Origin of the sequence: Aeromonas sp. FDAARGOS 1404, assembly GCF_019047085.1 — a bacterium.
GTDB classification, from domain to species: Bacteria; Pseudomonadota; Gammaproteobacteria; order Enterobacterales; family Aeromonadaceae; genus Aeromonas; species Aeromonas veronii.
Genome location: NZ_CP077237.1, coordinates 810277 through 832920, shown reverse-complemented (window position 1 = coordinate 832920; position 22644 = coordinate 810277). Strand labels below are relative to the sequence as shown.

Annotated in this window: 24 protein-coding genes and 1 riboswitch; of the genes, 19 read left to right on the top strand and 5 right to left on the bottom strand. The window is 60.6% G+C overall.

The window, feature by feature from the left end; genetic code table 11:
• Nucleotides 1–12 precede the first annotated feature (12 nt).
• Complete coding sequence (locus I6L34_RS03670) at nucleotides 13–2109, top strand: ATP-binding protein (protein WP_058055811.1); 2097 nt, start codon at nucleotides 13–15, stop codon at nucleotides 2107–2109.
• A 248-nt stretch (nucleotides 2110–2357) separates the two neighbouring features.
• Here I6L34_RS03670 and I6L34_RS03665 read toward each other — a convergent pair whose 3' ends face one another.
• The 3 genes from I6L34_RS03665 to narQ form a co-directional block, all read right to left on the bottom strand.
• Nucleotides 2358–2933 carry an LON peptidase substrate-binding domain-containing protein gene (locus I6L34_RS03665; RefSeq protein ID WP_005334473.1) on the bottom strand — a complete coding sequence of 192 codons (576 nt, stop codon included), beginning with the start codon at nucleotides 2931–2933 and terminating at the stop codon, nucleotides 2358–2360.
• Between the two features lie 103 nt (nucleotides 2934–3036).
• The gene (gene narL, locus I6L34_RS03660; protein WP_005334471.1) at nucleotides 3037–3675 is read right to left on the bottom strand and encodes a two-component system response regulator NarL; all 639 of its coding nucleotides are present in this window, start codon (nucleotides 3673–3675) and stop codon (nucleotides 3037–3039) included.
• Nucleotides 3675–5387, bottom strand: a complete 1713-nt coding sequence (narQ, locus tag I6L34_RS03655; RefSeq protein WP_058055812.1) for a nitrate/nitrite two-component system sensor histidine kinase NarQ — start codon at nucleotides 5385–5387, stop codon at nucleotides 3675–3677. Before narQ ends, narL begins: the two co-directional genes overlap by 1 nt.
• A gap of 78 nt (nucleotides 5388–5465) precedes the next feature.
• A riboswitch (molybdenum cofactor riboswitch) is annotated at nucleotides 5466–5606 on the top strand.
• Here narQ and moaA point away from each other — a divergent pair.
• The 18 genes from moaA (at nucleotide 5594) to I6L34_RS03565 (ending at nucleotide 20403) form a co-directional block, all read left to right on the top strand.
• Nucleotides 5594–6589 (top strand): GTP 3',8-cyclase MoaA, encoded by a 996-nt coding sequence (moaA, locus tag I6L34_RS03650; protein ID WP_041202018.1) that lies wholly within the window; start codon nucleotides 5594–5596, stop codon nucleotides 6587–6589. It overlaps the preceding riboswitch by 13 nt.
• A 239-nt stretch (nucleotides 6590–6828) precedes the next feature.
• The gene (napF, locus tag I6L34_RS03645; RefSeq protein ID WP_058055813.1) at nucleotides 6829–7371 is read left to right on the top strand and encodes a ferredoxin-type protein NapF; all 543 of its coding nucleotides are present in this window, start codon (nucleotides 6829–6831) and stop codon (nucleotides 7369–7371) included.
• 29 nt (nucleotides 7372–7400) lie between these two features.
• Complete coding sequence (locus tag I6L34_RS03640; RefSeq protein WP_031227438.1) at nucleotides 7401–7655, top strand: chaperone NapD; 255 nt, start codon at nucleotides 7401–7403, stop codon at nucleotides 7653–7655.
• 101 nt (nucleotides 7656–7756) lie between these two features.
• Complete coding sequence (gene napA, locus I6L34_RS03635; RefSeq protein WP_058055814.1) at nucleotides 7757–10246, top strand: nitrate reductase catalytic subunit NapA; 2490 nt, start codon at nucleotides 7757–7759, stop codon at nucleotides 10244–10246.
• A gap of 16 nt (nucleotides 10247–10262) precedes the next feature.
• A complete protein-coding gene (napG, locus tag I6L34_RS03630; RefSeq protein ID WP_058055815.1) occupies nucleotides 10263–11000 on the top strand; it encodes a ferredoxin-type protein NapG in 738 nt (245 codons plus the stop codon).
• Nucleotides 10997–11872 (top strand): quinol dehydrogenase ferredoxin subunit NapH, encoded by an 876-nt coding sequence (gene napH, locus I6L34_RS03625; protein WP_047438504.1) that lies wholly within the window; start codon nucleotides 10997–10999, stop codon nucleotides 11870–11872. The genes napG and napH overlap by 4 nt, the downstream gene beginning before the upstream one ends.
• Nucleotides 11872–12327 (top strand): nitrate reductase cytochrome c-type subunit, encoded by a 456-nt coding sequence (locus I6L34_RS03620; RefSeq protein ID WP_005334452.1) that lies wholly within the window; start codon nucleotides 11872–11874, stop codon nucleotides 12325–12327. Before napH ends, I6L34_RS03620 begins: the two co-directional genes overlap by 1 nt.
• 11 nt (nucleotides 12328–12338) lie before the next feature.
• A complete protein-coding gene (locus I6L34_RS03615) occupies nucleotides 12339–12929 on the top strand; it encodes a cytochrome c3 family protein (protein ID WP_005353459.1) in 591 nt (196 codons plus the stop codon).
• A 242-nt stretch (nucleotides 12930–13171) separates the two neighbouring features.
• Entirely contained in the window at nucleotides 13172–13678 is a 507-nt protein-coding gene (gene moaB, locus I6L34_RS03610; protein ID WP_005344126.1) for a molybdenum cofactor biosynthesis protein B, read from the top strand.
• Nucleotides 13679–13687: 9 nt separating this feature from the next.
• Nucleotides 13688–14212, top strand: coding sequence for a cyclic pyranopterin monophosphate synthase MoaC (gene moaC, locus I6L34_RS03605; RefSeq protein ID WP_058055816.1), 525 nt, complete (start codon nucleotides 13688–13690; stop codon nucleotides 14210–14212).
• The gene (moaD, locus tag I6L34_RS03600; protein WP_005353453.1) at nucleotides 14209–14454 is read left to right on the top strand and encodes a molybdopterin synthase sulfur carrier subunit; all 246 of its coding nucleotides are present in this window, start codon (nucleotides 14209–14211) and stop codon (nucleotides 14452–14454) included. Before moaC ends, moaD begins: the two co-directional genes overlap by 4 nt.
• 2 nt (nucleotides 14455–14456) lie before the next feature.
• Nucleotides 14457–14930 (top strand): molybdopterin synthase catalytic subunit MoaE, encoded by a 474-nt coding sequence (moaE, locus tag I6L34_RS03595; protein ID WP_058055817.1) that lies wholly within the window; start codon nucleotides 14457–14459, stop codon nucleotides 14928–14930.
• A gap of 87 nt (nucleotides 14931–15017) precedes the next feature.
• Entirely contained in the window at nucleotides 15018–15746 is a 729-nt protein-coding gene (gene modA, locus I6L34_RS03590; RefSeq protein ID WP_151287291.1) for a molybdate ABC transporter substrate-binding protein, read from the top strand.
• A gap of 111 nt (nucleotides 15747–15857) precedes the next feature.
• On the top strand, nucleotides 15858–16538 hold the full coding sequence (modB, locus tag I6L34_RS03585) for a molybdate ABC transporter permease subunit (protein WP_005334429.1): 681 nt from the start codon (nucleotides 15858–15860) through the stop codon (nucleotides 16536–16538).
• Nucleotides 16535–17635 (top strand): molybdenum ABC transporter ATP-binding protein, encoded by a 1101-nt coding sequence (gene modC, locus I6L34_RS03580; protein WP_216955684.1) that lies wholly within the window; start codon nucleotides 16535–16537, stop codon nucleotides 17633–17635. The genes modB and modC overlap by 4 nt, the downstream gene beginning before the upstream one ends.
• 91 nt (nucleotides 17636–17726) lie before the next feature.
• Complete coding sequence (locus tag I6L34_RS03575) at nucleotides 17727–18503, top strand: alpha/beta fold hydrolase (protein WP_058059908.1); 777 nt, start codon at nucleotides 17727–17729, stop codon at nucleotides 18501–18503.
• Nucleotides 18504–18608: 105 nt separating this feature from the next.
• On the top strand, nucleotides 18609–19652 hold the full coding sequence (gene parM / locus I6L34_RS03570; protein WP_103252105.1) for a plasmid segregation protein ParM domain-containing protein: 1044 nt from the start codon (nucleotides 18609–18611) through the stop codon (nucleotides 19650–19652).
• Nucleotides 19645–20403 (top strand): hypothetical protein, encoded by a 759-nt coding sequence (locus tag I6L34_RS03565; protein WP_254202929.1) that lies wholly within the window; start codon nucleotides 19645–19647, stop codon nucleotides 20401–20403. Before parM ends, I6L34_RS03565 begins: the two co-directional genes overlap by 8 nt.
• Nucleotides 20404–20475: 72 nt before the next feature.
• Here the strand turns inward: I6L34_RS03565 and moeB are convergent, their stop codons facing one another.
• The gene (moeB, locus tag I6L34_RS03560) at nucleotides 20476–21231 is read right to left on the bottom strand and encodes a molybdopterin-synthase adenylyltransferase MoeB (protein ID WP_075114915.1); all 756 of its coding nucleotides are present in this window, start codon (nucleotides 21229–21231) and stop codon (nucleotides 20476–20478) included.
• The gene (gene moeA, locus I6L34_RS03555; protein WP_302054759.1) at nucleotides 21228–22454 is read right to left on the bottom strand and encodes a molybdopterin molybdotransferase MoeA; all 1227 of its coding nucleotides are present in this window, start codon (nucleotides 22452–22454) and stop codon (nucleotides 21228–21230) included. The genes moeB and moeA overlap by 4 nt, the downstream gene beginning before the upstream one ends.
• Nucleotides 22455–22644: the final 190 nt, after the last annotated feature.

Sequence of the window (22644 nt, the reverse complement as noted above, 5' to 3'; positions counted from 1 at the left end):
GCAGGCAACAAGATGATTGGCAACAGTGAACTGGAAGCCCTCGGCGACAAATTGCAGACCACGCTGGTCGACCTTATGCGTTGCCGTGAGCGCGAGGCCAAGTATCGTCACGAGTCCCAGACTCTGCTGGGGGGGGTTGCCACCCTCGCCGATGCCAAGACGCTGGAGCAGGTGCTGGAGAGCCTTATCCAGGTGCTCAAACCCTTTATCGGCTTTGAGCACGCGGATGTGGTGGCCTGGGAAGGGGAGCAGGGGTGTACCCACCTCAGTACCGAGCCTATGCTCGCTGCCCGCAGCTGGCGCATGACCCCGGCATTTGCCCGCGCCATTTCGGGTGAAACCCTGGTGATTTACGATCCCGCCCAGCTGCCTGAGCTTGCGCCGCTGGCGAGCGAGCCGGGTTGGGCCAGCGTGATGCTGACCGGGCTGCAGGCCCCCGGTTTTACCGCCACCCTCATCTGCCGCCACGCTCTGGCGGGCACCTTCGATCTCACCAGCAAGGCCGCCATGGAGCGTTGCCGTCCGCTCATCGCCCAGGCGCTTGTCAACATCACCTATCGGGCCCGCTTGCAGGAGCAAGTCGCGGTAAAAACCGAAGCGCTGCAGGCCAGCGAACGCCGTTTTCGCAGCTTCGCCGCCATGGCCTCTGACTGGTTCTGGGAGACAGATGCCGAGCATCGCCTCAGTTATGCCTCTGAGCCGGGTTATCTGGATGAGATGACCCCGCAGGCGACCCGGCCGACCCTCTATGACTACGTCTGCAACAAGCAGAGCTGCGATGCCCAGAAATACCTGCAGCTTTTGGCGCTGCGCCAGCCGGTGCGAGGGGTGCGGATGCAGGTTGCGCTGCAACACGGCCCCTGCTGGATGGAAGTGAGCGCCGAGCCCTGTTTTGACCATGATGGTCTGTTTATCGGTTATCGTGGCACTGCCCGGGATATCAGCAACCAGATCCGCCGTGAAGAGGAGCTGGCGCGGGCACGGGATGAGGCCGAAGCGGCCAACCGTGCCAAGTCCCAGTTTCTGGCCATGATGACCCACGAGATCCGCTCGCCCATGAATGCGGTGTTGGGGATGCTCGATCTGGTGCAGCATGCCGAGCTGGCGCCGGAGCAACAGAGCCTGCTGCGCCATGCCACCCACTCGGCCAGATTGCTGCAAACCATCATCGACGACGTACTCGATTTTTCGAAAATCGAGTCGCAAACCCTGGTGTTTCACTGCGAGACCCTGCAGCCCGTCCAGCTTTGCCAATCTCTGGTCGAGCCGCTGCAAACCCGTGCCGTCGCCAAGGGGATTGCGCTGGTTTATCGGGTCGATGAGTCGGTCCCCCGGGAGTTGCAGGGGGATCCGATGCGTTTGTCCCAGGTGATGGGCAATCTGCTGGACAACGCCCTCAAATTTACCGAACAGGGGCAGGTGACACTGCACCTGGGTTGGCAGGATGAGAAGCTGCTGATCTCGGTCTCCGACACCGGGATCGGGATCGCCGATGCGGATCAGGCGCTGCTGTTTGAACCCTTCTCCCAGGTCGACAACTCGGCCACCCGGCGTTTTTCCGGTACCGGCCTCGGTCTTGCCATCAGCAAGCGTCTGGTGACGCTTATGGGGGGAGAGATCCACCTGAAGAGCGAGTCGGGCAAGGGAAGCTGTTTCTGGTTCGAGCTGCCCGGTATGGCGCTGCCTTGTCATAGCCAGCCGCAGCGGGAGGAGGGGGCTTCGGCACTGCTGCCACTGGATGTGCTGGTGGTGGAGGACAGCCCGGTAAATCAGCTGGTGGTATCGCTGATGCTGCAAAAACTGGTGGGCAAGGTACGGCTGGCTGCCAATGGTCTGGAGGCGCTGGCGCAGGTGGATGAGCAGCTCCCGGATCTGATCCTGATGGATATGCGGATGCCCCTGATGGATGGACTGGAAGCCACCCGGCGCTTGCGTGAGTTGGGATGCACCATGCCTATCGTCGCCCTGACGGCCAATGCGATGGCGGAGGACAAGGCGTGCTGTCTGGCGCAGGGGATGGATGACTTTCTCGCCAAGCCTATCACCTTGTCACGGCTGAGAGAGTGTTTGCAGCGTCACTTTGGTCAGCGGTTGCCGACGCGCGGATAAAAAAAATGGTCAACTTTGTGGGTTGACCAGTTCTTCAGCAAATACTGAAGAGAGCACGGGATAAATCGGGTTGTATCAATCTATATGAAAAATCTGTGCCAACTTTTTTAGACTCTTTTGTGTTCAATTTTGGCCGTTTAGCGCAGCGGCTCTCTCTTGTTATGGCGTTCTGCGTTCCTACTTACTCGCAAAATGCGAATTTCACATTTTCATTGTTGGAATAATTGCATTTTGCAACGCTGTTTTTGTCATTGTGAAATCAGGCGATGCAGGAATTTACGGGCTGCTTCGCTGTTTTGTTTGGCAATCAGCATCTGCTTTTCATAAATCGGCATCGGCAATATCTCGAGCCAGCGTTGGCAGAGCCAGGCGGCATCTTCAAAGCGCTTGTCCGGATAGAGCTCATCAAGCTCCGGATACTGCTCGAACACTTCCCGCAGGCGATTGACCAGCAGCTTGTCGTTGAAATCGGAGTGGGTGCTCGGCCAGTTGGGCAGCATCTCCACCTTGGCCCGGCGCAGGCCCATCTCGTCTGTTTCCATCTCGTGGATACAGAAGCGCTCCAGTCCCAGCACCGTCACCCCCAGCAGGCCATCATTAAGGGTGTAGAAGTCAGTCACCTTGACCCGGGTGCCCACCGGCAGAATGCGGCCGGATTGTCCCGAGGTGGTCGACTCTTCCATCACGATGCCAAAGCCCTGATCGTTGATGAATGACTCCTTGAGCATCTGCAGGTGGCGTGGCTCGAACAGACGCAGAGGAAGCTTGCCGCCCGGCAGTATGTGGGAAGGCAAGGGGAACAGTGCCAAAGGTTGTAGTTTCATGTTCCATCCTCCATTGAGTAGTTGCTGAATATGACAATGCAGCGACTGTGCCAGAGAATGAAAAAAGCCACCGGAGGGTGGCTTTTCGGGAGGTTGAGGGCGCTTAGTTGCGCTGCTCCAGATACATGACAGCCGCTTCCACGCGGCTTTGCGCCTCGAGTTTCTTCAGCAGGCTCTTCACGTGAACCTTGACCGTTCCCTCGGAGATATGGAGTACCGAGGCGACCTGTTTGTTGGAGAGGCCTTTTGCAATTTCGCGCAGGATTTGCATTTCGCGACGCGTTAAGCTTTCCAGCTTCTGCTGCAGGTGATCCAGCTCGTAGATGTTTTCGAGATAGGGGCGCAGCGGTTCGCTCAGGATCTGCTTGCCGGTCATCACGTCGGCCAGCTGGGCCAGCAGCAGGTCAGGCTCGGTATCCTTGAGCAGGTAGCCGTCGGCACCGGCCTTGAGCAAAGCCACCACATCCTGACGGGCATCGGAGACGGTGAGGATCACCACCCGGGAGGTGATCTCTTCGGCCCGCAGCGCCTTGAGGGTATCGAGGCCGGAGAGCCCCTTCATGTTGAGGTCGAGCAGGATCAGGTCCGGCTCGGACTCTTTGGCCAGCGCCACGGCATCTGTGCCGTTGGAGGCTTCACCGGTCACCTCCATGTTCTCTTCCAGAGCCAGCAACTGCACAATCCCTTTGCGCATGAGGGGATGGTCATCTACGACCAGAACTGTGTATTTCATCTCGTCCATCAGGCGTCTCTCGCTAGACTGGTGGGAAAGGTCAGATGCACGCAGGTGCCTTGTGGTTGCTGCTCATTGATGGTCAGCAGACCGTGCAGTTTGCTGGCGCGCTCGTTCATGATGCTCAACCCGTAATGGTTGATCGCCGAGCTGGCGAGTCCGATCCCGACACCGTCATCTGAAATCTGAACCTCAATGTTACCACTGGCGAGGGTCTCACAGCTAACATCAATCACTTGCGCGTTGGCATGTTTGATGGCATTGAGCACTGCCTCACGGATCAGCTGCAAAATGTGGATATGCTGGCCCGCCTCCAGATCGTTGTCCGCCAGTCCGTAATGGAACCGGATTTCGGCCTGGGTCTGAGGTTGCAGTTGATCAAGCATGACGCGGATCGCTTCCCCCAGATTGGCATCGCCAATGGTGAGACGGAAGGTGCCGAGCAGTTCGCGCAACTGGGTATAGGCATTGCTAAGCCCCTCGTCGATCTGCTGCATCGCCTCCTGCGCCTTGTCATGCTGCCCCTTGGCGTAAGAGCGCTTGAGCAGGGTGGACTGGATCTTGAGATAAGAGAGGGCCTGCGCCAGCGAGTCGTGCAGCTCGCGGGCGATCACCGCCCGCTCCTCCATCAGCAGCAGTCGCTGCTGTTGCAGCAGGGTCTGGTCTTTGTGCAGCACCTGAGCCAGCAGCATGGTGAAGTTTTTAATCAATCGCTCATCGATGGGGTGTTGGCTGATGATGTCGAGGCGGCCGAACTCCTGCTCATCCATCTGCAGATAGAAGCTGGCGACCGCATCGAGATCGCCGGGCCAGCCGGTGCGCCCCGAGATATAGACCGGCATGGCATTGTTCTCGAAGCGGGTCAGCCGGATATGGTCGATATGCTGGTGGGCGGCGGCGCGGTCCAGCAGTTTGATGAGGGTACGGGTACTGAGTGGAGCAGCGTGCAGCTTCTGGGCGGTCGAGTAGAGAAACGAGAGGGTGTCATTGGCCTGCTGCAGCTTGGCGGTTTTCTCTTCCACCTTGTTTTCCAGTTCCCGATAGAGCTTGCCCAGCTCGTCGGCCATGGTGACGAAGGCGCGTGACAGTTCCCCCAGCTCATTTTCGCCGTGGGCGGGCAGCTTAAGATCGAAATCCTGCCGCTGGATCTGGCGGGCGCAGTAGACCAGCTGGTTGAGGGGGGCGACCACCTGCTGGCGGGTGAAGCGCACCGTGAACCAGGCGATGGTGATGATGGCCAGCAGGCCGAGCCCCTCCGCCAGTGCCAGCATCCTCACCTTGAATTCCACGTGGTACTGCATCTGATTGACGAAATTGTCGATGGCCGCCACAAACTGCTCGGTGTTATCGGTGTACCGTCTGGGGGTGCGATCCTCGATGTGCTGGCGCATCACCTGCCACTGGCCGAGCACCTCGCCATAGGTGCGACGCAGGGAGGCAGGAGTGATCCAGCGCTGGGTCTCCTGCAACTCTTCGGCGTGCAGGGTCTCTTCAAACTGGGAGAGGCGCCCCAGCACGCTGTCGCCCCGCTCGATTTCGTAGGCCATCCGGTAGGCCTGCATCCGCAGCGAACCGGAGAGGTTGATCGCCTTGGCATCGGGTACCGAGTAGAAGAGGGTGACCATGGCGACCAGCGCGATCAGGCTGGCCATGAAGAGGATCAACACCATGGCGCGGCCAATGGCACTGCTGACCGAATGGACCCTGAACCGTTTTCCCATACTGATGCGCACCTCTGAATAGTGATAAGGACCCCGCAAGATGCGTGGGAGTGTACTCCAACTTGTGTTAGCATCGAAAAACTAGATGAACTCCGAGCGGTTTTGCCTAAGTCCTAGCGATAGGGGGAAACCAGCCGTCAGCCGACGTTCGAGCTGTAAGGGTCAGGAAAGAAATGCCCTGGCCTCCCGTATTTGGAAAGGTGTTTATGTTGCCACTTGAAGATGGTTTTTCCCGTCGTTTTTACTATTTGCGTCTGTCAGTGACCGATGTGTGCAATTTCCGTTGCACCTATTGCTTGCCTGACGGTTATCGCCCCCCAGAAGGTCACAAAGCGGGGCGTCAACCCTTTCTCTCGATTGACGAGATCCGCCGCGTGGTCAGCGGTTTTGCCGCCATGGGTACCCGCAAGGTGCGCATCACGGGGGGCGAGCCCTCCCTGCGCCGCGATTTCACCGAGATCGTCAAGGTGATTGCCACCACCCCGGGCATCGAGAAGGTCGCCATGACCACCAACGGCTATCGCCTCAAGGAGCGGGCTCAGGAGTGGTTTGATGCAGGACTCAACGCGCTGAATGTCAGTGTCGACAGTCTCGACCCGCGCCAGTTTCACCAGATCACCGGCGAGAACAAGCTGGCCGAAGTGATGGAGGGGATCGAAGCAGCACTGGCCGCCGGTTTCAAATCGGTGAAGATCAATGCGGTGCTGCTCAAGGGGCTCAACGACTACCAGCTCGATGCCTTTCTGGGCTGGATCAGGCACAAGCCTATCGAGCTGCGCTTTATCGAGCTGATGCAGACTGGCGAGATGGATACCCTGTTTCGTGACCACCATGTCAGCGGTGAACAGATCAAACAGCGCTTGCTGGAGAGCGGCTGGGTGCAGCAGTTGCGGGGCACGGATGACGGTCCGGCGCAGGTCTTTATGCACCCCGATTCGCAAGGTGGGGTGGGGCTCATCATGCCCTACAGCAAGGATTTCTGTGCCGGTTGCAACCGGCTGCGGGTCTCCTCGCTGGGGAAGCTGCATCTGTGCCTGTTTGGCGACAACGGTATCGACCTGCGGGATCTGCTCGGCGCAGATGCACAATCTGATGAGCTGCAACAGCGCATTCGCGCGGCACTGGCGGGCAAGAGTGCCACCCATCGTCTTCATGAGGGCAATGCCGGCATCACCCCTCATCTCGCCTCGATCGGCGGATAACCGCAAAAAATCGCCAACGATTAAATAGCAATCCTCACATGGAGGTATTTTAACCGATACCTCCTTTTTTATTGCGCTGCAAGGCTTTGATCTGGCGCAAGAATCCCCCCTGTTTATCTCCCTGGTGGTATATCCCTTACCTTGTCAGGGCCGCAATATACACCCACTCTTATAATTGGTATCAAGAATGCCAATCATGGACTCGCACTGTCCCCTTTTTCACCAGAACAGGAGTCAACATGCCGGATGAGATCGATCTTGCCCGCCGCGGCCTGTTCCGGGGGCGGCTGAGAACTGCAGAACCGCCGGTGCAGTTGCCCTGGTCAGTCAACTGGTCGGCATTTGTCGCCGACTGCACCCGCTGCGGGGACTGTCTGGCTGCCTGTCCGGAGCAGATCCTGGTGAATGGCGAGGGTGGTTTTCCGGTGGTCGATTTCCAGCGTGGCGAATGCACCTTCTGCACCGAGTGCGTCACGGTCTGCAAGGCGCCGCTGTTTCGCCCGACCAGCGAGTCCCCCTGGCACTATAAGGCCCATATCGAGGCCAACTGTCTGGCCAATGGTCAGGTGTTCTGCCAGCGCTGTCAGGACAGCTGTGAGCCCAATGCCATTCGTTTTATTCCGGTGCTGGGGCGTGTGCCCACCCCGACGGTCGAGCCGGATCGCTGTAATGGCTGCGGCGCCTGTGTGCAGGATTGTCCGGTTGGCAGCATCAAGGTCGACGGGCGAGCCGCCCCATCCGGTGGTGCGAGCCAGCCCCCCCTCAAGCAGGAGTCAGAATGAGTCAGAAGCCGTGTGACACAGAAGCCACAATGGATCAGGAGTTCCATGTATCGAGTCTGGTGGTGCTGACCCAGCCCCCTTTGCGCCATCAGCTCGCCGAGCAGATTGGCGCCCTTGAAGGGGCCGAGATCCACGCCGTCAGTGACGAGGGCAAGCTGGTCGTGACCCTGGAAGGTCCGAGCCAGCGGCCGATCATGGCGGCCATTGATGCGATACAGGCGATGCCGGGTGTGCTCTCAGCCGCCCTGATTTACCACCAGTTCGATGAACTGGGCGGTCACTGAAAAGAGTGATGGGATGCCGGGCGTGCCCTCTGCCGCTGATGGCTGGCTCCCGTTCGACAGATTCGACAACTATTACGCGATAAGCAATGTGAGGATATGCCATGAAGCTGAGTCGACGCGACTTTATGAAGGCCAACGCGGTGGCAGCTGCCGCTGCCGTGGCCGGTGTCAGTGCCCCCACGCTGGCAGCCAATCTCATCACCAGTACCGACAAGACTGCCATCCATTGGGATAAGGCTCCCTGCCGCTTCTGCGGTACCGGCTGCTCCGTGCTGGTGGGCTCTCAGGATGGTCGGGTCGTGGCGACTCAGGGCGACCCCGATGCGCCGGTCAACCGTGGCCTCAACTGCATCAAGGGCTACTTCCTCTCCAAGATCATGTACGGCCAGGATCGCCTGACCCAGCCGATGCTGCGGATGAAGAACGGCCAGTTCGACAAGGATGGCGACTTCGCCCCCATCAGCTGGGATCAGGCGTTCGACATCATGGCCGAGAAGTTCAAGGCGACCCTGAAAGAGAAGGGGCCGACCGCCGTCGGCATGTTCGGCTCCGGCCAGTGGACCGTCTGGGAAGGCTATGCTGCAGCCAAGCTGATGAAGGCCGGTTTCCGCTCCAACAACATTGACCCGAATGCCCGTCACTGCATGGCCTCTGCGGTCGTTGGCTTCATGCGTACCTTCGGTATGGATGAGCCGATGGGCTGTTACGACGATATCGAGCAGGCCGATGCGTTCGTGCTGTGGGGCTCCAACATGGCCGAGATGCACCCCATCCTCTGGTCGCGGATGTCCGATCGCCGTCTCTCCAATCCGGATGTGCAGGTGCACGTGCTCTCTACCTTCGAGCACCGCAGCTTCGAGCTGGCGGACAACGGCATGGTGTTCACCCCGCAGACCGATCTGGCGATCCTCAACTATGTCGCCAACTACATCATCCAGAACGACAAGGTGAACTGGGACTTCGTCAACAAGCACACCGTGTTCAAGAAGGGGGCCACCGACATCGGTTACGGCCTGCGCCCGACCGATCCGCTGCAGCAGAAAGCGAAGAACCCGGACAGCGGCGATGCCACTCCGATGACCTTCGAGGAGTTTGCCAAGTTCGTGGCGGATTACGATGTGGAGTCGGTCTCCAAGCTCTCCGGCGTCTCCAAAGAGAAGCTGGAAAAGCTGGCCAAGCTCTATGCTGACCCGGCCAAGAAGGTGGTCTCCTACTGGACCATGGGCTTCAACCAGCATACCCGTGGCGTCTGGGCCAACAACCTCTGCTACAACATCCACCTGCTGACCGGCAAGATCTCCGAGCCGGGTAATGGTCCTTTCTCACTGACCGGCCAGCCCTCTGCCTGTGGCACCGCGCGTGAAGTGGGTACCTTTGCCCACCGTCTACCTGCCGACATGGTGGTGACCGAGCCCAAGCACCGCGCCATTGCCGAGAAGATCTGGAAACTGCCGGAAGGGACCATTCCCGACAAGGTGGGTTTCCACGCCGTGCTGCAGGATCGCATGCTCAAAGATGGCAAGCTCAACGCCTACTGGGTGATGTGTAACAACAACATGCAGGCTGGCCCCAACATGAATACCGATCGCCTGCCTGGCTATCGCGATCCGCGCAACTTCATCGTGGTCTCCGATCCGTACCCGACCGTCACTGCCCAGGCCGCTGACCTCATCCTGCCCACCGCCATGTGGGTGGAGAAAGAGGGGGCCTACGGCAATGCCGAGCGCCGCACCCAGTTCTGGCACCAGCAGGTGAAAGCGCCGGAAGGGGCCAAGTCCGACTTGTGGCAGCTAATGGAGTTCTCCAAGCGCTTCAAGGTTGAGGAAGTGTGGCCGGCTGAGCTGATTGCCAAGATGCCGGAAGTGAAGGGCAAAACCCTGTTCGACGTGCTCTATGCCAACGGTCAGGTCAACCAGTTCCCGAAAGAGCAGAGCAAGGGGCTGCTGAACGACGAAGCCGAGCACTTCGGGTTCTACGTCCAGAAGGGCTTGTTCGAGGAGTACGCCACCTTCGGTCGTGGCCACGGTCACGATCTGGCACCGTTCGATCAGTACCACGAAGCGCGCGGTCTGCGCTGGCCTGTGGTAGATGGCAAAGAGACCCTGTGGCGCTATCGCGAAGGGTTCGACCCCTATGTGAAAGCGGGCGAGGGGGTGCGCTTCTATGGCAAGCCCGATGGCAAGGCGGTCATCTTCGCCCTGCCGTTCGAGCCCGCCGCCGAGTCGCCCGATAAAGAGTACGATCTGTGGCTCTCCACCGGTCGCGTGCTGGAGCACTGGCACACCGGCACCATGACCCGTCGGGTGCCCGAGCTTTATCGCGCCTTCCCGGATGCGGTGCTCTTCATGCACCCGGACGATGCCAAGGCTCGCGGCGTGCGCCGTGGTGAAGAGGTGATTGTCTCCTCCCGCCGTGGCGAGGTGAAGACCCGTGTCGAGACCCGTGGTCGCAACCGTCCGCCGAAAGGACTGGTCTTCATGCCCTTCTTTGATGCGAGCCAGTTGGTCAACAAGCTGACCCTGGACGCCACCGATCCACTCTCGAAAGAGACCGATTACAAGAAGTGCGCCGTCAAGGTGATGAAGGCTTAAGGCGGGGGAGTGCGAGATGAGTCGTAGTCGTCGCCAGTTTCTGGCCGACATGGCCAAGGGGGCCTGCGGTGTGGGCCTGCTTGGCGTGGGGCTCGGTGGCGTGGCCCGCCAGCAGGCACAAGCCGTGCCTGCCCAGGCGCTGCGTCCGCCCGCCGCTCTCGATGAAGCAGAGTTCCTCAGCGCCTGCGTGCGTTGCGGGCTCTGCGTCGAGGCCTGCCCCTACGACACCCTCAAGCTCGCCCGGCTGTTTGATCCTGTGACCACCGGCACCCCCTATTTCAAGGCGCGTGCCGTGCCCTGCGAGATGTGTGATGACATCCCTTGTGTGGTGGCCTGTCCGAGCGGGGCGCTGGATCAGCAGATGACCGACATCGATCAGGCCCGGATGGGGGTGGCAGTGCTCATCGATCACGAGACCTGTCTCAACTATCTGGGGCTGCGCTGCGATGTCTGTTATCGGGTCTGCCCGCTGATTGACAAGGCGATCACTCTTGAGCTGCAGCATAACCAGCGTACCGGCAAACACGCCATGTTCCTGCCCACGGTACACAGCGATATCTGTACCGGCTGTGGCAAGTGTGAGCATGCCTGCGTGCTGGAGGAAGCGGCCATCAAGGTGGTGCCACGCCAGCTCGCCAAAGGTGAGCTGGGCCATCACTACCGGCTCGGCTGGGAAGAGAAGGCCAAGGCGGGGAACAAGTCGCTCATCGGCGACAGGCTCACCCTGCCCACCCGCAAACCGGAGGGGTTATGAGTCGTTATCCGGGGGAAGAGGCTCGCATCAAGCTGGGGTGGTGGCGTTCCCACCGCTTCCTGTTGCTGCGTCGGCTGAGTCAGTTCAGCGTGCTCGGGCTGTTTTTGCTGGGGCCGTTGGCGGGTATCTGGATCCTCAAGGGCAACCTCTCCAGCTCGCTGTTGCTGGAGACGGTGCCGCTGACCGATCCCCTCACGCTGTTGCAGTCGCTGGCGGCGGGTCACTGGCCCATCACCACTCTCTGGCTAGGGGCTGCCATTGTGCTGGCCGGTTACTGGCTGGTCGGGGGGAGGGTGTTCTGCTCCTGGGTCTGTCCGGTCAACCTCATCACAGATGCCGCAGCCTGGCTCAGGGGGCGACTTGGCCTCAAGGGCAATGGCCAGTTCAGCCGTGCGACCCGCTACTGGCTGCTGGCTATGGTGCTGGTGGTGCCAGCGGTTGTCGGGGTGATGGCGTGGGAGCTGGTCAATCCGGTGTCACTCGCCATGCGCGGCCTGCTGTTTGGCATGGGGGCGGGCTGGGCCCTGCTGGCGGCGCTATTCCTGTTCGATCTCTTCGTGGTTGAGCGGGGCTGGTGCGGTCATCTCTGTCCGGTGGGGGCCTTCTATGCCTTGGTCAACCGGGTCGGATTTATCAAGATTTCTGCCAAGGGGCGCGAGCGGTGCAACAACTGCATGGATTGTTATGCGGTCTGCCCGGAGCGTCCCATCCTGCGCGGGCCTGTTCATGGTGCCAAGCGCGGTCACGGGCCCTTGATTGCGGCTCAGGAGTGTACCAACTGTGGCCGCTGCATCGATGTCTGCGCGGAACAAGTTTTTGAAATCACTGTAGGTTTTGCCGTCAAGGCAGAAAAAACGTCGGAGAACAAATAATGAAAAAGCTGATTGGAGCAATGCTGGCCTGCCTGATGGCGGGATCCTTGATGGCAGCGGCCCCCGAGATCACCAACAGTACCGGTGGCCTCAAGTCCGAGCGTGGCGCCACCGATCTGGTGACCGATGCCACCGCCGCGCCCCTGAAAAACTTCCGCAAGGATGGCGCGCCCTACGATCGCCAGTACATGCATCAGCCGCCGCTGATCCCCCACGATATTCGCAACTACGAGGTGGATACCAAGGTCAACAAGTGCCTGGCTTGCCACAGCTTCAAGAATGCCAGTGCCATGAAGGCCCCCAAGATCAGTCCGACTCACTTCGAGACCCGCGACGGCCTGACCCTGGGTGAAGTGTCGCCGCGTCGCTACTTCTGCCTGCAGTGCCATGTGCCGCAAGCGGATGCCAAGCCGCTGGTGGAAAATACCTTTAAACCGGTTGAAGCGCTGAACTGAGGAATCCATAGATGAAATTACCCGGCTTTATCCAGCGTCTGTGGACCACCTTCAAGTCACCGTCGAAGGCGGCTCTCTGGGTCATCCTGCTGATGGGCTTCTTCGGTGGCGTGATTTTCTGGGGTGGTTTCAACACCGCCATGGAAGCATCCAACACCGAGGCCTTCTGCACCAGCTGTCACGAGATGAAGGACAACGTGTTCGAGGAGTACCGCGACACAATCCACTACGCCAACCGCTCCGGCGTGCGGGCCAGCTGCCCGGATTGCCATGTACCACACGAGTGGACCTACAAGATCATCCGCAAGGTGCAGGCTTCCAAGGAGCTGTGGGGCATGATCACTGGCAAGGTGGATACCCGCGAGAAGTTCGAGTCGCACCGGCGCGAGATGGCGGAGCGGGAGTGGCAGCGGATGAAAGAGACTGATTCGCGCGAGTGCCGCAACTGCCACAACTTCGAGTACATGGACTTCTCCCTGCAGGGGCAGCGTGCCGCCAAGATGCACTCTACCAATCTGGCCAGTGGTGAAAGTACCTGCATCGATTGTCACAAGGGGATCGCTCACCAGCTGCCCGACATGACCGGGGTGAAAGGGTTCTGATCCTGCGACGACAGGCCGGGTTTACCCGGCCTGCGTTTTGTTCATATATGGGACAAGCATCAGATTTGTGTGTCTTTTAAATCCCATATCTCGTGAAACCTTTGATAGAATCAGCCCGCCGTCACACGCTTGAGCAAGTTGGTCACCCCTGTCTGCGTCCGTTTTTGCGCCCTGACAGCTGGCCTCTCATACCCCTTATCTTCCTGCCTCGTTGACGGCCCATAGCCACAAGGAGCTGCCCGATGGGACAGAAACACAACGCATTTATTCCCCTCAAGATCGCCGTGCTGACGGTCTCCGACAGCCGCACCGCCGCCGATGACAGCTCGGGCGACTATCTGGTCTCGGCCCTTACCGACGCGGGCCATCAGCTGGCCGATCGGGCGCTCTGCCCGGACAACCTGTTTCGCATCCGCGCGCGGGTGAGCGAGTGGATCGCCGATGAAGGGGTGCAGGTGGTACTGATTAACGGCGGTACCGGCTTCAACGAACAGAACCGGGTACCGGAAGCGGTCGGTGTGCTGTTCGAGCGCACCGTACAGGGTTTTGGCGAGATGTTCCGTCAGCTCTCTTTTGCCGAGATTAAAGGCTCCGCCATGCAGAGCCGTGCGCTGGCGGGACTCGCCAATCGCACCCTGATCTGCTGTCTGCCCGGCTCCACCGGCGCCTGTCAGCTGGGTTGGGAGCAACTGATCCGCGATCAGCTCGATGCCCGCACCAAGCCGTGCAACTTTGTCTCCCACCTCTGAGAGCAAGTGATGAACCAGACCGATACCAAGCAGACCCAGCCCAACCTGACGCATCTGAACCAGAGCGGCGAAGCCCATATGGTGGATGTGACCGACAAGCAGGTGACCGAGCGCGAAGCCCGTGCCGAGGCGTTTGTTGCCATGGCCCCCGAGACGCTGGCGCTGATCCTGAGCGGCCAGCACCACAAGGGTGACGTGTTCGCCACCGCCCGCATCGCCGGTATCATGGCCGCCAAGAAGACCTCCGATCTGATCCCACTCTGCCATCCGCTGGCCTTGACCAAAGTCGAGGTGGAGATAGTGCCGCTGGCCGAGCAGAATCGGGTGCATATCCGCACCCTCTGCAAGCTCTCCGGCAAGACCGGGGTGGAGATGGAGGCGCTGACCGCCGCGTCGGTAGCGGCGCTGACCATCTACGACATGTGCAAGGCAGTGCAAAAAGACATGGTGATTGAACAGGTGCGGCTGGTAGAGAAAAAGGGCGGCAAGTCCGGCCATTTTCAGCTGGAGTCAAATAGCGGGGAGCAAGCATGATCAAGGTACTGTTTTTTGCGCAAGTAAGAGAGCTGGTGGCCTGCGATGAGCTGAGCCTGCCGTGCGACTACGCCACTGCCGAACAACTGCGCGCGGCGCTCTGTGAGCGCGGCGACAAGTGGGCGCTGGCGCTGGAAGCTGGCAAGCTGCTGGTGGCGGTCAACCAGACCCTGGTGCCCCTCGATACCCCCATCAATGATGGCGATGAGGTGGCCTTCTTCCCGCCGGTGACCGGAGGTTAAGGATGAGCGAGGCAACCATGACCGATCGCATTCTGGTGCAGCGGGAAGATTTCTCGCTGGCGGACGAATATGCCCGCCTCGCCACCCGCGCCGGCAGTGGCGCCATCGTCACTTTTGTTGGCAAGGTACGCGACTTCAATCAGGGGGAGGAGGTGAAGGGGCTGGCCCTCGAGCACTACCCCGGTATGACCGAGAAGGCGCTGGCCGATATCGTGCAGGAGGCCCGCCGCCGCTGGCCGCTGCAGGAGTGTACCCTCATTCATCGTATCGGCGAGCTGTGGCTTGGCGATCAGATTGTGCTGGTGGCGGTGAGCAGTGCCCACCGCGACGCCGCCTTTGACGCCTGTCACTTCATCATGGATTTCTTGAAAACCCGGGCGCCGTTCTGGAAAAAAGAGCTGACCGCCGAGGGAGTGCAACGCTGGGTCGAGGCCAAGGAGAGCGACAACGCGGCCGCTGCCCGCTGGCAAGCCTGACCTGTTCATCACGAGGGGCGCAGGTTCAACGGGAACCACGGCCCCGCTTCGGGGCGCGGATATGCGGGCCCCATCAGGAGAAAGGGAATGAAACCGCTGTTATCTGTTGTCATCGTAGGCGTCTGCGCCGCCACCTTGCATACCGGTGCCGTGCAGGCCGATGAAGTGAAAGTGGCCGTGGCCGCCAACTTCAAGGGAACCATCGAGCGTATTGGCAAGGAGTTTACCGCCAAGACAGGCCACACCCTGGCCATCTCGTCTGCCGCCACCGGGGTGCTCTACACCCAGATCAGTCACGGCGCACCGTTCGATCTCTTCCTCTCCGCCGATGTGGCGACCCCCGAGAAGCTGGAAAAAGAGGGCAAGGGGAGCGATCGCTTCACCTACGCCATCGGCCAGCTGGGGCTGTGGAAGAAGGGGGGGCCAGCCCCTGACGAGGCGACCCTGCGCAATTGGAAGGGCAACCTCGCCATCGCCAATGCCCGCACAGCTCCCTATGGTGCTGCCGCCATGGCGACCCTCACCCATCTCAAAATCGATCCCAAGCAGTACCGGTTGCTGACCGGCGCCAACATCGGCCAGACCTGGCAATTTGTCGACACCGGCAATGCCGAGCTGGGCTTTGTCGCCTGGGCCAATCTGGTGGAAGCGGGCAAGACTGGCGAAGCCTGGGCAGTGCCTGCGAGCTTCTATCCCCCTATCGAGCAGCAGGGGCTGGTATTGAAGAAAGGCGCCGCGGTCGAGGCGCTGGTGGCCTGGCTCAAGGGGCCGGGTCAGGCGCAGATCAAGGCGGCGGGTTATGCCCTGCCCCAATAAGGGGATGGGCCTGATGCGATACCCTGAGTGGTCTGCCTTCGAGTCGGCCACTCTTTGCAATAAGGATGGATACCATGCCGTTGGGGGCATTTATCAACCGGGAGGTCGGTAATGAGTGAAGGGGATCTGCTGGCGGTCTGGCTCACCCTGAAGCTTGCGGCCTGCACCACAGCGATTTTGCTGTTGCTGGCACCGCCGCTGGCCTGGTGGCTGTCGCGCAGTCAGAACCGGCTGCGGCCGCTGGTGGAGGCGCTGGTGGCGCTGCCGCTGGTGCTCCCTCCCACAGTGCTGGGTTTTTATCTGCTGCTCGCTTTCTCCCCCGAATATGGTTTCGGCGCCTGGTGGCGCGACACCTTTGGCGCCCCGCTCGCCTTCAGCTTTCTCGGCCTGCTGTTTGCCTCCATCCTCTATTCGCTGCCGTTCGTGGTGCAGCCGCTCACCTCCGCTTTCGTCAACATGGGCAACAAGGAGCTGGAAGCTGCTGCGACCCTGGGGCTTGGCCCACTGGAGCGCTTCTTCCACATCATCTTGCCGATGACCCTGCCCAGCTTCGTGATGGCGGCGGCCCTTGGCTTTGCCCATACATTGGGGGAGTTTGGCGTGGTGCTGATGATTGGCGGCAATATCCCCGGCGAGACCCAGGTGCTTTCGATTGCCCTGTTTGATCATGTGGAGGCGATGGATTACCGACAAGCCCACTATCTGGCGGGCGGCCTGATGGCCTTCTCGCTGGTGATGCTGGTGCTGGTCTACGGGGTGTTGCAGCGCCGACAGCGGAGAGTGTTTGGATGAACCAGCCCGCCACTATGCCGCCTGTGAACGTGCCGCACAGCCATGCCCTGAACCTCCATGCCCGGCGCGAGTTTGGCCCCTTTACCCTCGATTGTGCACTGACCCTCGAGCTGGGGGGGATCCTCGGCCTGTTCGGCCCCTCGGGCTGTGGCAAGAGCACCCTGCTGCGCATCATCGCCGGACTCGATCGCCAAAGCGGGGATCGCTTGCGGTGGCGCGATCGGGAGTATGCTCAACTGCTGCCCGAAGCGTGCCGGATCGGACTGGTATTTCAGGACTCGCGCCTCTTCCCCCATCTGACGGTGCTCGGCAATCTGCAACTGGCGGCCCGCAAGGGGCGAGGGCGCTGGCAGCCCGAGGCGCTGGCGGCGCGGCTCGGTTTTGTTGATCTGCTGGGGCAGCCTGCCCATGCGCTTTCTGGCGGCCAACGCCAGCGGGTAGCATTGGGGCGGGCGCTGCTGGCCGAGCCCGATCTGCTGCTGCTCGATGAGCCTTTCTCGGCGCTCGATCGGCGCAGCCGCATCCATCAGGCCCATGTGCTCAAGGGGTTGCAGCAGGAGAGCGGCATTCCGATGATCTTCGTCAGCCACGCCATGGAGGAGGTGAGCCTGCTCTGTGATCAGCTGGTGCTGCTGGAAGGTGGCAGGGTAGAGGCGCAAGGCCGGCCGAGCGAGATCTTCACCCGAACCGATCTCTCGCTCGCCAGTCGTGACGATGCCGGGGTGATGCTGGCGGCGACCCTCTCTCACTACGATGAAGAGGAGCAGATGGCGACCCTGCAGCTCGGTGAGCAGCAACTGCGGGTCACCATGACCCATGTGCCGGATGAGAGCGGCCCTTTGCAGATCAAGGTGGCGGGGCGGGATGTGGTGATTGCCACGGCACCCATCGAGCACTCCAGTCTCTCCAACTGTCTCGTCACCCGTCTGCTGGCGGTGCGCGAGGTTCGCCCCGGCCAGACTCTGTTGCAGTTGGCGCTGGGTGAGCAGATACTGCTGGCCCGGATCACCAGCCGCTCCGCCAGGCGGCTGGCGCTGGCGCCGGAGCAGCAGATCTACGCTTATATCAAGGCGGTGAGTCTGGTCAGCGAAGGCTGATTGGGCGCCGTGCTGATAACGTGGCAGGATGGCCACGGGCAACATAACAACAAGAGATGGTTCAGGTGATGAGTCGAGAGGCAATACACTGATGCGCCGCAATCAGGTGATGAAATTCAACGGTCTTGCCCTGCGCAGCGCGGGGGAGGGCCCCTTGCTGTTGCTGCTGCATGGGCTGGGCTCCTCGAGCCTCGACTGGCAGGCGCAGATCGAACGGTTTTCCGAACACTACCGGGTGGTGGCGCTGGACTTGCGCGGCCACGGCCAGAGCATGCAGGAGGGGCCGTTCGATGTGGCGACCCTGGCAGCCGATGTGGTGAACTGGCTCGACGAGCAGCCGGAGCCCGCTTGGGTTGTCGGATTGTCGCTGGGGGCCATGGTCGCGCTGGAGCTGGCGCTGCAACTGCCCCACAAAGTGCAGGGGCTGGTGCTGGTCAACGGTTTTAGCGAGTTTCTGCTGGAGACCCCCAAAGAGCAGGAGCGTTACGCCCAGCGCCTCAAGTGGCTGCGCTGGTTTGGCATGCGTCCGCTTGCCTGGTGGCTGGGACGCGAGCTCTTCCCGGGCCCGGATCTGGCGCAGGTGCGCCACACCTTCCGGCTGCGTTTCGTGCGCAATAAAAAGAAAACCTACAAGGCGCTGCTGGAGGCGCTACCCGGCTGGTCGGTACGCGCCCGGCTTGGCTCCATCTGGCAGCCGGTGGCCATCATCTCCACCAGTCACGACTACCTGCCGCTGGCCAAACGGGTAGAGCAGTTTGCCGCCCTTCCCAACGCCACCATCCACACCCCCAACGGCCACCACGCCTGGCCTGCGGAAGATCCTTCCGGATTTAATCATTTGCTTCACCGGATTTTAGAAACCCATTAAACTTGTCGCCCTTTTACCCCGTGTATCTATTGGTTCGATCGCCTTGCCAAAGGCATAAGGCAAGGCAATCGGACCCATTTCTGATCTATTAACAGGTGTTTCCTCATGTCTGAAGTAATGAAAATGGCCATCGATGATGGCTCGACCAACGTCAAGGTGAGCTGGATTGAGAACAAGGTGCTCAAGACCATCATCTCTCCCAACTCCTTTCGCAAGGACTGGAAGAGCGCCGCATTGCGTAAAGACAAGAAGATCTACAACTACGAGATAGGCAACACCAAGTACACCTACGACGCGACCTCCGACAAGTCTTTGGCCACCACTCATGTGGAGTACCAGTATGACGATCTCAACCTGCTCTCCGTGCATCATGCCCTGTTGCAGACCGGCGTGACCCCCTGTGATGTGGCCATCACCGTGACCCTGCCCATCACCGAGTTTTACAACCCGGACGATTGCCAGCGCAACGAAGAGAAGATCGAGAAGAAACGCCGCAACCTGATGCGTCCGATCACCCTTAACAAGGGCGAGCTGTTCAATATCGTCAGTGTCGAAGTGATGCCGGAGAGTCTGCCTGCTGCGCTCTCCCGCCTGATTGGCTCAGGCTGCAACGAGTTCACCAAGACTCTGGTGATCGACTGTGGCGGCACCACTCTGGATATGGGGATCATCGTTGGCGAGTTTGACGATGTCTCCGATGTCTACGGCAACAACGAGATCGGCGTTTCCATGGTGACTGATGCGACCCGCAAGGCGCTGGCGGCAGCAGACAGCGATTCGAGCTATCTGGTGGCCAACGAGTTTATCAAGCGTCGCCACGACATGAGCTTTGTGCGCGATGTGGTCAACGACGAGAGCCAGATCCCCAAGATCCTCGAGAAGATGCAAAACAAGATCGACGAGCTGGGCACTCAGGTTGCGCATGAAGCGAAGAAGTTCGCCAAGAACCCGAACCGTGTCTATCTGGTCGGTGGCGGCGCATCTCTGATTTATGACGCGATCAAGGCGGCCTATCCCACCCTGGGTGACCGTGTCGAGCTGCTGGACGATGCTCAGTCCGCGCTGGCTCGTGAAATCTGCCTCTACACCACGGAAGAGGATGAAGTTTATCGCGAAGCGCCTGTGATGGCCGAGGTTGACGATGAGTAGTCAACTCAAGCGCATGACCTTCTCCATCTATATGGATCCGGGTGCGCTGGAGTCTGATCGCTATGCGGTCGGGGTATTGCAGAACTGGTATCAACGGGCGCGAAAGATCCAGGAGGGCACCGAGGAGTTTGACTTCTCCAAGAGCCGTTTCCACAAGGATATCTACCTCTCCGGCATGTTCATGTATGTGCTGGCGCCCAACCTCTGCAAGGCGATAGCCAATGCGCTGGGGCCGGAGCAGGTGAGCATGACGACTCTGCGTCATGCTTTTGCCAGCTGTGGTTTCAATCTGGGGGAGGTGGCTGGCGCGGCGCAGCCTGCTGCAGATGTGATGATCGACGAGATAGTGGCCAGACTGGCCCCACAGCTGGGACAGAGTGATACCACTTCACTGGTAGACGAGATTGTCAGCCGGCTTGGCGAGCAACAACCCGCCGAGATGTGGGATGAACTCAGACAGGGGCTACCTGCTGCGCTGGATCATGACCAGTTGGCCGAAGCCATCGCTGGCAAGCTGCCATCAGCAGGGACCGAGCAGGATCTGGCTCCCCTTGCCAGCAGCATCCAGCTGCTCTCTCGCCAACTGGAAGAGCAATCCCGGCTGATCCGCGAGCAGCACAGATTGATCCAGCGACTGGCCAGTGCCCCCGCTCGACAGAGTGTTGTCGGCACAGAGGCAGAACCTTTGATAGAGGATCTCTCGAGTCAGGTCGCCAATATGAAAAAGGTCAAAGCCAAGGGGATCTTCTGATCCCCGATACTGTTGCTAAATCGGAATAAAAAAGCCGAACCACAGGGTTCGGCTTTTTTGATCCCGTTTGCGTCAAGGGTGGGAGCAGACCGGACAGTCGGGGCGTTTGGGCAGCTTCATCTCGCGGAAGGTGCCGCTCAGGCCGTCGATCATCAGCAGGCGGCCGCTGTAGCTTTTGCCCATGCCTGCCAAGAGCTTGATAGCTTCCAGTGCCTGCAGGCTGCCCACCAATCCCACCACGGGGGCGAGTACACCGGCTTCGACGCAGGTGAGGGCCTGCTCGCCAAACAGGGCGCTGAGGCAGGCGTAGCAGGGTTCATCTTCCTGCCAGGTGAAGCTGCATAGCTGTCCCTCCAGCCGGATTGCGGCGCCACTGACCAGCGGCACCTTGTGCTGGCGTGCCTTTTGATTCAGCAGGTTGCGAATGGCCAGGTTGTCGGTGCAATCGAGCACCAACTGATGTCGGGGCAGCAAGGCATCGAGCAGCGCCTCATCGGCCACGGCAGCGTGGGTCTCCACCTTGAGCCAGGGGTTGAGGGCACGAAGCGACTGCGCTGCTGAGTCCACCTTGTAGTGACCGAGGCGCTCATCGGTGTGCAGCACCTGCCGCTGCAGGTTGGAGAGCTCCACCTTGTCGAAATCGACCATGGTGAGCTGGCCAACCCCGGCCACCGCCAGATACTGGCTGGCAGCGCAGCCAAGACCACCAGCGCCGATCACCAGCACCCTGGCCTGCTTGAGCGCCTCCTGCCCCTCGAAGTCGAAGGATTTGAGGATGATCTGGCGGTTGTAGCGCAGCAGTTCGGCGTCGCTCAGGATCTCGCTCACAGCAGCAATCCCCCGAATGGTTCGACGGTGACGGTTTCACCCACAGCGACGCGGCCCCGCTCGCGCTCAAGAACGATGTAGCAGTTGGCCCGCGACAGGGAGCTGAACACGGCGGAGTCCTGCGAGCCGGTACTGCGTACCTCCAGGCCGTTTGGCCCCTGACTCAGGATGCCGCGCTGGAAGTCGAGTCGGCCCGGGCTCTTTTTGAGTGGCTCGGCCGCAATGGCTTGCAGCTGGAGTGGCCGCTCGAAGTGCTGGCCCGCCAGCTTGGCCAGCGCCGGTTGCACCAGCTGGTCGAAGGTGACCATGGCGGAGACGGGGTTGCCCGGCAGGCCGAAGAACCAGGCGCGGGGCAGACGGCCAAAAGCAAACGGCTTGCCCGGCTTGATGGCCAGCTTCCAGAAGCCAATCTCGCCGAGCTCGTCCAGCAGCTGTTTGGTGAAGTCCGCTTCCCCTACCGAGACGCCGCCGGTGGTGATGAGTACATCGACCTCTTTATCGGCGCGGATAAAGGCAGCGCGTAGCTGGGCGGGATCGTCGGGGATGATGCCAAGGTCGAGGCAGTCGCAGCCCATGCGCGCCAGCATGGCCCGCACGCCGTAGCGGTTGGAGTCATAGATATCGCCGTGGGCGAGCGGGGTACCGACCGGTTTGAGCTCGTCGCCGGTGCTGAAGATGGCCACTTTCAGCGGGCGACGCACCGTGACGGTAGCCACGCCGAGGGAGGCCAGCAGTGGCATTTCGCGCGGGGTGAGGCGAGTACCGGCTGGCAGCACGCAGGCGCCCTTGCCGATATCGCTGCCGGCGCGGCGGATATTCTGGCCCGGTTCGGGTTGCGTCAGAAAAGTGATCCGATCGCCGTCGGCCTGCGTTTCTTCCTGCATCACCACCGCATCGGTGCCTGCGGGAACCGGGGCGCCGGTCATGATCCGCACGCAGTGGCCGGCGGGCCACTCGCCCTGATAGGGCTGACCGGCAAACGCTTTGCCCGCCATGATGAGCGGGGTGCCGCTGGCGAGATCCTCAAGGCGCACGGCGTAACCGTCCATGGCGGAGTTGTCGAAGGGGGGCACGGCGAGGGGAGAGGCGATGTCGCTGGCAAGAACCCGGCCAAGGGCCTCTGGCAGGGGCAGTTGCTCGCTGTCGCAGCAGCAGGTGAGTTGTTCCAGCATCCCTTGCAGGGCATCGCTTAAGGGGAGTAGTCCGCTGGTATCAAATCCCATCGTCATGACCTCTTTCTATGATTGAAGGCGGGATTATCACAAAAATCCCCGGGGATGGGCAGGTTATCTCAAGGGAATCTCGGGGTAATCGGCGCTGAAACGGGGGTAGATGGCCATAAAGTATGAGGTGACGCACAAGTTGACTTGAATCTTGGCGGTAATGGCCGTTTACTATGCCGCCATAACAGAT

Coding starts and splice junctions, on each gene's coding strand:
- moaD (WP_005353453.1), top strand. CDS start 14,209: ATGATCAAGGTACTGTTTTTTGCGCAAGTAAGAGAGCTGGTGGCCTGC.
- I6L34_RS03640 (WP_031227438.1), top strand. CDS start 7,401: ATGGATCAGGAGTTCCATGTATCGAGTCTGGTGGTGCTGACCCAGCCC.
- napH (WP_047438504.1), top strand. CDS start 10,997: ATGAGTCGTTATCCGGGGGAAGAGGCTCGCATCAAGCTGGGGTGGTGG.
- moeA (WP_302054759.1), bottom strand. CDS start 22,454: ATGGGATTTGATACCAGCGGACTACTCCCCTTAAGCGATGCCCTGCAA.
- modB (WP_005334429.1), top strand. CDS start 15,858: ATGAGTGAAGGGGATCTGCTGGCGGTCTGGCTCACCCTGAAGCTTGCG.
- moaC (WP_058055816.1), top strand. CDS start 13,688: ATGAACCAGACCGATACCAAGCAGACCCAGCCCAACCTGACGCATCTG.
- napG (WP_058055815.1), top strand. CDS start 10,263: ATGAGTCGTAGTCGTCGCCAGTTTCTGGCCGACATGGCCAAGGGGGCC.
- napF (WP_058055813.1), top strand. CDS start 6,829: ATGCCGGATGAGATCGATCTTGCCCGCCGCGGCCTGTTCCGGGGGCGG.
- I6L34_RS03615 (WP_005353459.1), top strand. CDS start 12,339: ATGAAATTACCCGGCTTTATCCAGCGTCTGTGGACCACCTTCAAGTCA.
- I6L34_RS03665 (WP_005334473.1), bottom strand. CDS start 2,933: ATGAAACTACAACCTTTGGCACTGTTCCCCTTGCCTTCCCACATACTG.
- napA (WP_058055814.1), top strand. CDS start 7,757: ATGAAGCTGAGTCGACGCGACTTTATGAAGGCCAACGCGGTGGCAGCT.
- I6L34_RS03620 (WP_005334452.1), top strand. CDS start 11,872: ATGAAAAAGCTGATTGGAGCAATGCTGGCCTGCCTGATGGCGGGATCC.
- modC (WP_216955684.1), top strand. CDS start 16,535: ATGAACCAGCCCGCCACTATGCCGCCTGTGAACGTGCCGCACAGCCAT.
- moaB (WP_005344126.1), top strand. CDS start 13,172: ATGGGACAGAAACACAACGCATTTATTCCCCTCAAGATCGCCGTGCTG.
- moaE (WP_058055817.1), top strand. CDS start 14,457: ATGAGCGAGGCAACCATGACCGATCGCATTCTGGTGCAGCGGGAAGAT.
- I6L34_RS03670 (WP_058055811.1), top strand. CDS start 13: ATGATTGGCAACAGTGAACTGGAAGCCCTCGGCGACAAATTGCAGACC.
- moaA (WP_041202018.1), top strand. CDS start 5,594: ATGTTGCCACTTGAAGATGGTTTTTCCCGTCGTTTTTACTATTTGCGT.
- I6L34_RS03565 (WP_254202929.1), top strand. CDS start 19,645: ATGAGTAGTCAACTCAAGCGCATGACCTTCTCCATCTATATGGATCCG.
- narQ (WP_058055812.1), bottom strand. CDS start 5,387: ATGGGAAAACGGTTCAGGGTCCATTCGGTCAGCAGTGCCATTGGCCGC.
- I6L34_RS03575 (WP_058059908.1), top strand. CDS start 17,727: ATGCGCCGCAATCAGGTGATGAAATTCAACGGTCTTGCCCTGCGCAGC.
- parM (WP_103252105.1), top strand. CDS start 18,609: ATGTCTGAAGTAATGAAAATGGCCATCGATGATGGCTCGACCAACGTC.
- narL (WP_005334471.1), bottom strand. CDS start 3,675: ATGGACGAGATGAAATACACAGTTCTGGTCGTAGATGACCATCCCCTC.
- modA (WP_151287291.1), top strand. CDS start 15,018: ATGAAACCGCTGTTATCTGTTGTCATCGTAGGCGTCTGCGCCGCCACC.